The sequence below is a fragment of the Flavipsychrobacter stenotrophus genome (assembly GCF_002954265.1).
Taxonomy (GTDB): domain Bacteria; phylum Bacteroidota; class Bacteroidia; order Chitinophagales; family Chitinophagaceae; genus Flavipsychrobacter; species Flavipsychrobacter stenotrophus.
Window position 1 is genome coordinate 538,872 of record NZ_PPSL01000003.1, and the last position, 12,587, is coordinate 551,458.

The following is a 12,587-nucleotide window of genomic DNA, read 5'->3' on the forward strand; positions in this document are numbered from 1 at the left end:
GTGCATCAACCACTCTCCTCCTTTTGAAGGAGGAGTACCCTGAGTTTCGGCTTTTTCAGCCGAAGCTCAGGGGGAGGTGGTTACTGCATCTGGTGTATTTTAAAACTAGATAAGGTATAATGAAACCGAGCCCCCCCCCAACAACAAAAAATCCACTCCTGTAAAGGAGTGGATCTTAAGGGGTATATTAAAAAGTTGTGCTTATTTTCTGCCTGGTGTAATGGTCATTACAGCACGCCTGTTTTCCTGCTTGCCATCAGTTGTTTTATTGGTAGCAGCTGGTTCAGAACTTCCGTGTCCGATTGTTCTGATGCGTTTACCGTTAACACCTCTTTTGGTCAGCTGTACTTTTACAGCGTTGGCTCTTCCAAGAGATAAATAAACATTTGCTGCCTCAGGACCTGTCGCATCAGCATGGCCATCAATGGTCAGGCTCATGTTTTTGTTCCTCTTTAGCTCTGTTGCAGTCTTTTCGATCAGCGGTGTTGATTCCTCAGGGAAGGTGGTCATGTTCACATCAAACAGTATTGGTGTAGACACATCAAGGTTGCCTTCCACAGGTTCTGTGTGAGTTTCCTTTACCGGTTCCACAGGGCATCCCTGGTTGCTGGCTGGGCCTGCAACTGTAGGACACTTGTCATCTTTGTCAATTACGCCATCACCATCGGTATCAGGGCAGCCATGATATAGCAATATTCCGGGTACATCAGGGCATTGGTCGTCTTTGTCTATGATGCCGTCACCATCTCTGTCGGGGCAGCCATTAAACGCTATCGGACCAGCCACCAGCGGACAAGCATCAAGCCTGTCTGGTATACCATCACCATCAGTATCAGGGCAACCGTGGAATTTAGCTATTCCCGGTATCAGCACACATGAATCCTCATTGTCAGGTATACCATCGCCATCTGTATCAGGACAGCCATTGAATTTAGCCAGACCATATACATCAGGGCATTTATCCTTCTTATCGCTTATGCCATCATGATCTCTGTCTTGTTTACCCATGAAGAAACGTAAACCTACATTCACACCATAATTCTGGTTCTTACTTTCAGATACACTGTTGGTAACAGAGCTGTAGTTAGCCATGCCTGTGGTCAGCTTATAGTCAGCTTGAGCATCATTTTTAAATGGCTGATACATATAGTATACGCCCAGGTTCATAGCTACTTTATCAGAGAAGAAGTAGTTGATGGATGGTTGTAGCAATAGACCAATAGAGCCTGTTGTGTAAGATGAGTTTCCTTTGGAGGTGCCCGGCTTAATGCCACTGCCTACACTGTAACCCAGTGCACGCTTAGTGTCAAAGTACTGTTGCACATTACCATTAGGATTGTTCCTTAAAAACTCAGCCCTGGTAATGAACCAGTCGTTTGATGAGGCTACAGCAGCATTGTCATAGACCGATGTCATTCCGCCTGTTTCATTAGGCACAAATTTGTATATCGCTTCATAGTCAAATGATGCATGTGTGGTATACGCATGCATCATTTGCAGGTTGAAAAGCGCGCCCGCATCTGCCGTAAATCCCCAATGCTTGGAGAATCTGTTCTTATACTTCAGCACCAATGGGATATTAATGTTGGTAGACTTGATAGACTCTCTAACATCATTGCCATTCACTACCTGTCTGAAAACATTCCCTGCTGCGTCAGTCGCTCTGAATTCAGCATGATAATTGTCGAGAATAGCGTCGCCATATTGCTGCATGAACATAATGCCCGTTCCCAATCCGAAGTGTTTCTTTTTGCCAAAGAATACCCCAAGTTGGGCATCTGCACCCAGTGAATACCCGTTCTTATATTTCAGGTTGCCGGTATTCATGTTCAGTGCGCCGGGATAGTTGGTGCTGCTGCTTGTTGTTGTAAGATCCTGAGTAGCCATGCCACCCAACAGATTTACATCTATAACCCAGCGACCCATCGCACTATCGCCGTGACTATGCACTGTATTGGTTTGTGCTATTGCTGACGTTGCGCTTGTGGCGGCTATCAGCAGAGATAATATTTTTTTCATTTTTTGTTGTATTAGTTGTTGTGTGTGATGAAGGTGATGAAGACAGGTCTTACCATATTGTAAGACCTGCTTTATCAGTCCTATTAGTTTTTCATGAATCTTGAACCGGCTACTTTAATACCATTTCTGTAACACACTACCATATATGATCCTACGGCAAGTGGTGCTACATCAATTGTAGCTTTGTTGTCATTGGCCAAAGCAGAAGTTACTTTCTGGCCCAACATGTTCACTATGTCTATCTGTACCTGATCGTGAATTGTGGAAGAGATGACCACATTTATGAGATCATTAGCAGGGTTAGGATAAACCGAGATTCCAACAACTTCATTATTTACATTCTGCACAGCAGTAGGTGCATTGTAATAGGTCTTCTGGTTACAACCATCACGTGATGTCATTATCCAGTAGAACTTGTTTGTATAATCAGGGGTAACACATACATAATCCTGATTGATTTCTCCTGTAAGGATAGTAGAATCAAGCGTTGTAGCGTCATCATAACCCCACTGGTAAGATGCCTCATCACTTGGTGTACATACGAAGTGATTGTAGAAGTAAGAAACAGTAGGAACCGAAGCTACAGCTGTACCTACTGTCACCATTACTGTCGACTGGCTTGAACATGCAGTTCCTGCTATACCCGCTGTAAGCGTTACATAAGCATTACCCGGATGTATAAAGCTCACAATAGCATATTGACTGTTAGCACCCTGTGCCCATACCTGTGCATTAGTTGCTGACCAGTTATACTCAGTGTTTAATTGCGGAGGCGTTGATGTACCGAAGTTCTGATACATTGTACCTGTGCATGCAGCTGATGGTGATTGTGTAGTGATCGCCGGTGCTGAAATAGATGGGAACAAAGTAATAGCAACATTCTGGGTAAACGAACATGTATTAGCTGTAGTAGTATAAGCATAGTTGACAACAACCGGTGCTGTAAGACTGCTGGTAAGCGTTTCGTTTATACCACCTATTCCTGAAGATGCACCACCCGTAACACCTGTTACCGGATTACGTGTCCATGTAAATGTAGAACCTGCGGTTAAGCCTACCGGAGCGTATGCAAAAGCAACACCGGTACATGCAGAGTCTGTAAGTACTGCCAGCTTAGGAGTAGGATGTACAACCACCGTTACGTTTTCTACTGACGTACAGCCATTAGCTGTAAGTGTGTAAGCGTAAGTAGCTGTTTTGTTTGTAGCAGTAACATTATACAGTTGTTCGTTGATAGCAGTTGCGCCTGAACCGGCACCATTTGCTATACCAAATACAACTGCTCTTGTCCATGCATACAATGTACCCGATACTGTACTTGATGGCGTATAGCTAAACATTGCGCTATCGCATATTGCGGGTGGGGTTGTGCTGCTGGTAAGGGCTGGTAATGGATCAATGGTAACAATCTTGAAAGCTGTATCTGTGCCGCAAGTATTGGTGATCATATACATTATCGTATCTATACCTGCCGTTACACCGTTTACAACACCGCCAATAACGGTAGCGTTTGTATTCGTTCTGCCCCAGTTGCCGCCTGTTACAGTAGCTGTAAGCGTAATAGTCCCACCTTCACATACATTTGAAAGGCCTGATATAGTACCTGCATTAGGCTGTGGATTAACTGTAACGATCTTCGTTGCAGTATCTGCACCACAAGTATTAGTTACTGTATACCTTATTGTATCAATACCTGTTGTAACACCTGTTACCACACCACCTGCTACTGTAGCATTGGCATTGGTTGCAGTCCATACACCACCTGTTGTAGCATCAGTTAATGCTATGGTAGTACCTGTACATACAGCTGAAGGGCCGGATATTGTGCCTGCGCTAGGTACAGTATTGACCGTGATCAATTTAGTAGCCGTGTCAGATCCACAAGTATTAGTAACTATATATCTTATTGTATCAATGCCCGAAGTAACACCTGTTACCACACCACCTGTTACCGTAGCGTTTGTATTAGTCGCACTCCACACACCGCCTGCGGCAGCGTCTGTAAGCGTAATAGCATTACCTACACAAACTGTAGAAGTACCAGATATAGTACCTGCATTTGGCTGTGGATTAACTGTAACGATCTTTGTTGCAGTATCTGCACCACATGTATTAGTAACTGTATACCTTATTGTATCAATACCTGTTGTTACACCTGTTACCACACCACCTGTTACAGTAGTATTACTATTAGTTGCACTCCATACACCACCAGCGGCAGCGTCTGTAAGCGTAACAGCATCACCTACACAAACTGTAGAAGTACCAGATATAGTACCTGCATTAGGCTGCGGGTTAACTGTAACGATCTTAGTTGCAGTATCTGCACCACATGTGTTGGTTACTGTATACCTTATTGTATCAATACCCGAAGTAGCACCTGTTACCACACCACCTATTACAGTTGCGTTAGCATTCGTTGCACTCCATACACCACCGGCGGCAGCGTCTGTAAGGGTAATAACATTACCTACACAAACTGTTGAAGCACCTGATATAGCACCTGCATTAGGCTGTGGATTTACTGTAACGATTTTTGTTGCAGTATCTGCACCACATGTATTAGTAACTGTATACCTGATTGTATCAATACCTGAAGTAACACCTGTTACCACACCCCCTATTACAGTAGCACGGGTATTAGTTGCACTCCATACACCACCGGCGGCAGCGTCTGTAAGGGTAATAACATTACCTACACAAACTGTTGAAGCACCTGATATAGCACCTGCATTAGGCTGTGGATTTACTGTAACGATTTTTGTTGCAGTATCTGCACCACATGTGTTGGTTACTGTATACCTTATTGTATCAATACCCGAAGTAGCACCTGTTACCACACCACCTATTACAGTTGCGTTAGCATTCGTTGCACTCCATACACCACCGGCGGCAGCGTCTGTAAGAGTAATAACATTACCCACACAAACTGTAGAAGCGCCAGATATAGTGCCTGCATTAGGCTGTGGATTAACTGTAACGATCTTAGTTGCAGTATCTGCGCCACATGTGTTGGTTACTGTATACCTGATTGTATCAATACCTGAAGTAACACCTGTTACCACACCACCTATTACAGCAGCATGTGTATTAGTTGCACTCCATACACCACCAGCGGCAGCATCTGTCAATGTAATAACATTGCCTACACAAACTGTAGAAGCACCAGCTATAGCACCTGCATTAGGCTGCGGATTAACTGTAACGATCTTAGTTGCAGTATCTGCACCACATGTGTTGGTTACTGTATACCTTATTGTATCAATACCCGAAGTAGCACCTGTTACCACACCACCTATTACAGTTGCGTTAGCATTCGTTGCACTCCATACACCACCGGCGGCAGCGTCTGTAAGGGTAATAACATTACCTACACAAACTGTAGAAGCACCTGATATAGCACCTGCATTAGGCTGTGGATTAACTGTAACGATCTTAGTAGCAGTATCTGCACCACATGTGTTGGTTACTGTATATCTGATTGTATCAATTCCCGAAGTAACACCTGTTACCACACCACCTATTACAGCCGCATGTGTGTTAGTTGCACTCCATACACCACCAACGGCAGCGTCTGTCAATGTAATAACATTGCCTACACAAACTGCAGAAGCACCTGATATAGCACCTGCATTAGGCTGGGGATTAACTGTAATGATCTTTGTTGCAGTATCTGCACCACATGTGTTGGTTACTGTATACCTTATAGTATCAATACCCGAAGTAACACCTGTTACCACACCACCTATTACAGTAGCACGGGTATTCGTTGCACTCCATACACCACCGGCGGCAGCGTCTGTAAGAGTAATAACATTACCTGCACAAACTGTAGAAGCACCCGATATAGTACCTGCATTTGGCTGGGCTGTAACGGTAACAATATGCATTGCTGTGTCTGAACCTGCGGTATTGGTAACTATATAGTTAATAGTATCTATGCCTGGTGTTACACCTGTAACCACACCATTTAGTACTGTAGCATGGCCATTAGTTGCACTCCATACACCGCCTGAAGCAGTATCGGTTAATGTGATTGATGATCCCACACATACATTTGAAGGTCCCGTTATCGTATCTGCATTTGGTAGTGATACAGAAAATACATCCATTGCATCTATAGTTACAGCACCATTAGTTGTAAGCGCTCTGCCAAACAACGTAGTACCTGTTCTCAGGTGGATAGCGCCATTATTGGCAATTATATTGCCCTTAAATACCGAATTGTCATTGACGTCAACTGCACCATCTACCATCCAGTAAACGTTGCTTGATTTTGCGCCATTGATCAGTATCACATTTGAAAAAGTACTTGTTGACAGGGCACCTGTGATCTTAATAACAAATACAGCATTACTGTTGCCTTCTGCATTAAGATATAGATTACCTGTAAATGTCGTTGCTGCGGCCATAAGGTAAGTATGTGGTGTCAATACCAGGTCATTACCGAATTGTGCAGGATATAGTAGCTCTATATCAGTAGGTGTTACGTTTAAAAAATTATATACCGTGGTCAGATCAGCTGCGCATGCAGCGGTAGAAGCATCGGGAACGGGGTGAATCATCCCCGTTACGAACAATGGATTGAAACCTGTTGTAAGTCCGCTGTTAGTACCCACATCACCAATTACATGAGTGATACCTGTATTAGTAACCGGTCCGACACCGGAGAATATACCATAATTGGCAGTAGACAATAATGCAGGTGCCAATGGCCCTGTAAGAATTGCAGCTCCGCAACCCAATGGCATTGCAGCTTGTAAGCTGTTAAGAGTTATGGCGCCATTAAGTGCTAATGCGCGGCCTTCCAGTGTGTCAAGGGAATTAAGGTTAATTGCCGAATTGTGTGCGACAATAGTACCGATCATTGTTGTTCCGGCACCTAGATCTACCATGCCTTCCGTCTTCCAGAATACATTGCAGGCTACACCGCCATTGATGATCTTTACCTTAGCATTTGCAGATGAAGCAAAAGAGCCATCGATCTGGAATATGAATACTGCATTTGGGTTTCCCTGCGCATTCAATACCAAATTGCCATTAAGTGTAGCAGCACTTGGTATAGAGTAAACACCCGGTAGCAGTGTATCATTGTTACCTAATAATGAGGACGGGAAAAACGTTGGAATGGCTGCAGCCAATTGATTATACGCGATAAGCAGGCTTGCGCCGGCTGCTCCACTCGCTACATCATTGTCGTGCATGACACCATCTACATTACCGAAACCAGTACTGGAGCCACTGTTTGTGCCTACATTGCCGGTAAGGTGTGAAATGCCGGTGTTGGTGACCGCACCAACTGAGGAGTAAAGGACGAAGCCGGCTGCGGTGCCGAGGCTGGGGGCTTGTCCGAACATCTCCCCGGGAATCAGGAAGCATAAGACTGCCGTTAGTACATTTAGAAATCTATTCATTACAAATTATATTAGTGCGTAGTGGATTAATTCCCACAAGCAAGAATATAAATTGTAAACATCATGCCAACTTTGTATTTATTACGTTGTTATATAATTATTTGATTCTCAGATAATTAATTTACTATTGTTTGCAATTGCTCAATTGTGAGTGGTTTGCACATATAATCTCTCACATTGGGGTTATTCAGCGCTTTGTCTTTATCTCTTAGGTCGAGAGATGAACTGATCATATAAATAGCAATTTTGTCGCCTAGTTCGGGTGCAAGAATGTCGAAGTTGTCTAAAAACTGCCAACCGTCCATCACCGGCATATTGATGTCCAGCAGAATCACAGCAGGTAATTCTTCAGGCGTATTAACTATGCTTTTAAGCTTTTCAGCGGCCAGCGCTCCGTTCTTATAAGGCTCAATAACAATTTCGGGATCAGCTTTTTTGATCGAGTGTTTTAGTATCAATTGATATGTTGAATCATCATCAACAACAAATATTTTCCTGGCCATTTATTTTATAGATATCTTAAATGTGGTTCCTTCTCCTACTTTACTTTCTACTTCTATACTTCCGTCCATAGCTTCTACCTGGTACTTGGTCATAAATAAGCCTATGCCTTTGGCGTCTTTATTACCATGGAAGGTCTTATACATGCCAAACAGTTTCTCCGCGTTCTTCTCCAGGTCTATTCCCAGTCCGTTGTCACTTATCTTCAGTATCCATTTACTGTTTTCTGCATCAGGGTGTTCTTTAAAGCAATTCACCTTTACAATTGGCTGCCTGTCGGGGCGACTATATTTTATTGCATTAGAGAGAAAGTTCAATAAAATGCTATCCATATAACCTGCGTTATAGTTCACAATAAGGTCAGCTGGCACATTATTGTGAATAACAGCATTCTTGTCGTCTATGTTTGTTTTAAGCAAGTCAATAGCATGATCTATAGACTTCCGTAACGCGATAGGGGTAATGCTTACGTTAAGCGAATTCTTCATAGCCACTACCTCGTTCAACTGATGTAACGTCTCATCCAGCTGATTGGATGAAACACGCAGAAAGTTCATGAACTCAGTTTTTTCCTCTTCAGTCTCTGCATCATCCAGCAGCGTCAGCAGCCCTTGTATGTTCACCGTATGCATCCTCAGGTTGTGCGACACTATATAGGAGAAGTTGAGCAAACGGTTGTTTTGCTCGCGGGCGATCTTATAGGAATTGTTGAGTTCTATTTCCAACATTTTGCTTTCTGTTACGTCCTGCATGGTGCCAAACATAGAAATGGCCCTGCCATGCTCATTGTAGTTATACTCTCCAATTGTATTAACCCAGCACTCTTTTCCGCCCTTGTAGGGTTTAATGCGATAACTGGCCGAAAATTTTGAACGTTCTTTGATCGCTGTTGTAGCTTTTTCTGCCACCAGGTTATGAAACTCCGGCAGTATGTGGTCTTGCCACTTTACATTAGTTTTAGGGTAGCTCTTGTCAATGCCCAGTATGTCATCTAGTGTAGTAGAGCTTTGAAATTCGCCTGTGTCAATATTATAGAAGTAGTTGCCTATCCTCGCCAGTTTCTGCGCATCTAAGAGTCTCCTGTCTTGCTCTATGAGGATTTCATTCGATCGTTTCAGGTCGGACCTCATGGTCAGCAATGCTATACCTAACTTGTCGTTTTCAGAGAGTAATCTAAAGTCTGCATCGTAGTTCCCTTTACCTATCTGCTCGGCAAAGTTCATTTTTTCAGTAATGCCACCTATCATCTTGCTTACTGCATTGTGCATTTGTCCTATTTCGTCTGCTCTGCTTATCTCGTTAATCGTTACTACTTCGCCAACAGCTATTTTGAGTATGGTATTATTAAGTGTTCTCAACGGATCAACAATATTTTTTTTGGCAAAACGAAGTGAGATATAACTAAACAGGATCACAGTTAATATCGAGAATAGCACCACTAAGTACAAAGAGTCTAAAAGGCTACGCACTATTTGCTGTTCCTCCGCAAGGCGCTGTTCTTTTGTTTCAATAAGACGGGTCAATAGCTTGTCATTGGCGTTAACCAATTTTCCGATGCCGGTGTTCAACTCCGCAGCTCTATCCACAAGTGAGTCATCTGCGTAAGATTCAGGCGCGCTTAATAAAGCCATCACCTTTTTTACTGAATCAATAATTCTATTGTTTTCATTAGCTATTTGTGTATACTGCTTAGCATCTTGCTTGCTCGTCCATCTCAGTGCTTGTTGCTGCAGTTGGCTATCCAGTTGTGTATAGTCGGTATTTATTGCCGTTCTAAGCCTTTCCTGATCTTTATTATTGGCTATGTACACCCATGTGTTAGACAGCTTCTTTACTTCCAGCATCAAGGTCCTCATTTCTTTGATATGCTCCATAGACGGAAGCGTTTCATCTCTCATGCGGGCATTGGCACGCAGGTTTACCCCCAGCACATACAGGCAAAACCCACCGCTCAATACCGTGGCCACGATAATGATAAAGTAAGTAATAATTAACTTCCTGGATATGCCTTTTGTCATTGATCCTGTTGCTTCTGGTTAAATGGTAGTTTGTAATTTACTTTCAGATAAAGGTCCCGGCCCATACCGGGCAGCGGTGCATGTAAGCTACTATAGGCTTGTGGATAAATAATACGCTCGTTGGTGATGTTACTAATCCCTAAGCCCAGTGAGCAATTTTTCACCAGGTTGCTGCTCCCAAGATATGCATTGAGCAATAGTTGAGGTTTATACTCCGTGAGAATGCCATTCTCATTAGCATCTACAGATGAATAACCGAAACGTTTATCAATAAAATTGACCGATGGTGAGATGAACAGTTTTTTGCCCACGTTAATACTGGCGAGAACGGTTAGTTTATTCTGGGCAGTGCCCAACGTCATACTCTTATTACCCGGCACCATGTTGGCATCATCAACACTCTTGTTTCTTATCGTATAGTAAGAGTAGGCGAGATTTATAAATCCGAACGACGACTTGTACCTGTATTCCACCTCCACACCCTGACTGCCTATCTTTTTGTCACTATTCCGGTATCCATCAGGAAAGCCGGTGATAACGGAATCTGTTTTTACAAAGTAGCGTATAGCATCGGTAGTGGTGATGTCAAAAAAGTTGACGGACAAGTACATGTCTTTGCGCATTTTTACACTTGCTTCAAATTCAAGCGTATTAGAGCGCTCCGGTTTCAGTTTCATATTATCCACTCCATATTGTATACTCTCAATAGCGGGCGCACGGAAAGAGGAAGCATAAAGTAGTTTGAAGTTGAAAATACCTACTTTTTTAGTAATGCCTAACCTGGGATTAAAGGCACTGCCGAACGCAGTACTGATATCATACCTGGCGCCTACAGTAATGTTGGCATAAGGCGTCTTCATCAATATCTGCGTGAAGGGCGCATAATTCATGTAGCTCACCTCATTGGTGCTATCCGTTCTGAACACTTGATTCATAGTGAGGTGGCCACGATCGTTATAGCCCTCAATGCCGCAATTAACATTCATCCAGTATAGTGGATCCCACAATATGCCTATGTTGGCTTTATAGGTATTTGCTATCAAACGGTAGGAACCGTACTCGGAATCTATGAGTGCTGGCTGTCCTGTAAATGTCCATGGTTCGGAGTACTTATGATCCAGTTTTAGCTGCAATTGCAGTTTCTTATTCAATTGCTTATTGTATTTCACCTGCGTCATACCGCTAAGAAAATTCATTGAGTATGGCCTGCTCATGATACCCAGTATATTATCGCGGTTAGTGGTCTGGTAGTTGTCGTAGATAAACTGAACGGATAGGTTTTTGTACTTCATTCCGATGTTGAAATAATTCGCCTTCAGATCTGCATTGCCGGGCATCTTGTAGCTATTGTTATACACGTCGGTGTAAGTGCCATTACTACGTTGTGCTCTGGCCACCATGCCCGAAAAGGAATAAGAAAGATCCTTTATTTTGTCGCCTACGGAGAGTCCTATTTCTTGCCTGGAGTAGGTTTCGGCCGTCTGACCTATGTTGGTATTGATAGCAGCACCCTTCAGGTCTTCCCCTTTCTTAGTGATAATGTTGATCACGGCATATTCCGCACAACCGCCGTATATGGCCGATCCCGGCCCTCTTATTATTTCTATCTTCTTTATCTGGCTTACCTGGTAGTGGTTGCCAAACTGCAGCGATGCATAGGCGATCTCATTTACCTCCATGCCATTTATCTGCAACGATATATTGCCCTCATTGGACCACAGCCCACGGAATGATAATGCCACAACACCTTCTACATCTACATTGAATTCCATTCCCGGTATAAGAGCAATGATGTCCATCAGGTCTCTTGCGCCACTGCGCTCTATTTCCTCTTCTGTAATTACAGATATAATAGAGGGAGACTTGCGCATGGTCAAGGGTTTGCGCGATGCGGCTTCTATGGCCAGGCTAATGGTTTTCTCCATATCGGTAGCGGCATAGCGGGACTTCATCTTTGAAAGCTCTTCAATAGACAGGTTAGATAGGTCGCTGGTATCTTTAATGATATCTACAGGCTTATGCTGACCATAGCTAAGTATGGCCAGAAGCGTGAAGATATAAGTGAGTAATATTCTTTTCATTGTTTACCTGGTTAAGACAGCATTGTTTTGAATTTGTTCATTAACAGATAGTCCCCTTGCCTTGCAATTTCTAATGCTTAATTGATAACCGGTCTTGTAATCGTTTTCTTCGTCGATAAAGAAGGAGATACATGCACCCTGCCGGGCCATGTTTTCTTTTTCTGTAATAATGAGTACAGGTGTGCGTGCCGTTTGCTGTTCAATAGATCTCATTTGCTCAGATGCCTGCTGGGCCACAATTACCACATCTACTGTTTTTGCCTCGGCACTTGTGATCTTTTTAACGGTGTATGTAGTGCCGTTACTCGTTTTCTTAGAGAATAAGCGCTTCAGTTCTTCCTCTACCTGGCTGTTGCCAACAATGCCCACGTGAATAACGCTTTTCTTTTGGGGCCAGGAAGTATACTTAATGAAATTATAAATGTAAACGGAGTTTTCCTTGGGGTCATACGACTGACCATAACAGCTGGCTGCTGATATGCAACTAAAAAATACAATAAGTGCTTTAATGTATATTTTGCTCAATATCTGTTCGTTAACTCGTTGTTAATGTA

General features: G+C 43.1%; 6 protein-coding genes. All 6 read right to left on the reverse strand.

Features of this window, described 5'->3' with window-relative positions; translation table 11 throughout:
* Positions 1 to 201 precede the first annotated feature (201 nt).
* A complete protein-coding gene (locus tag CJD36_RS12280; RefSeq protein WP_105039468.1) occupies positions 202 to 2,019 on the reverse strand; it encodes an OmpA family protein in 1,818 nt (605 codons plus the stop codon).
* A gap of 83 nt (positions 2,020 to 2,102) precedes the next feature.
* Positions 2,103 to 7,433: an ice-binding family protein gene (locus CJD36_RS12285; protein ID WP_105039469.1), complete on the reverse strand. Its 5,331-nt coding sequence runs from the start codon at positions 7,431 to 7,433 to the stop codon at positions 2,103 to 2,105.
* Between the two features lie 116 nt (positions 7,434 to 7,549).
* Entirely contained in the window at positions 7,550 to 7,936 is a 387-nt protein-coding gene (locus tag CJD36_RS12290; protein ID WP_105039470.1) for a response regulator, read from the reverse strand.
* Entirely contained in the window at positions 7,937 to 9,952 is a 2,016-nt protein-coding gene (locus CJD36_RS12295; RefSeq protein WP_105039471.1) for a sensor histidine kinase, read from the reverse strand. It abuts the gene before it with no gap.
* Positions 9,949 to 12,033: a TonB-dependent receptor plug domain-containing protein gene (locus tag CJD36_RS12300; RefSeq protein WP_105039472.1), complete on the reverse strand. Its 2,085-nt coding sequence runs from the start codon at positions 12,031 to 12,033 to the stop codon at positions 9,949 to 9,951. Before CJD36_RS12300 ends, CJD36_RS12295 begins: the two co-directional genes overlap by 4 nt.
* A gap of 3 nt (positions 12,034 to 12,036) precedes the next feature.
* Positions 12,037 to 12,558, reverse strand: a complete 522-nt coding sequence (locus CJD36_RS12305; RefSeq protein ID WP_161499296.1) for a YfiR family protein — start codon at positions 12,556 to 12,558, stop codon at positions 12,037 to 12,039.
* Positions 12,559 to 12,587 lie beyond the last annotated feature (29 nt).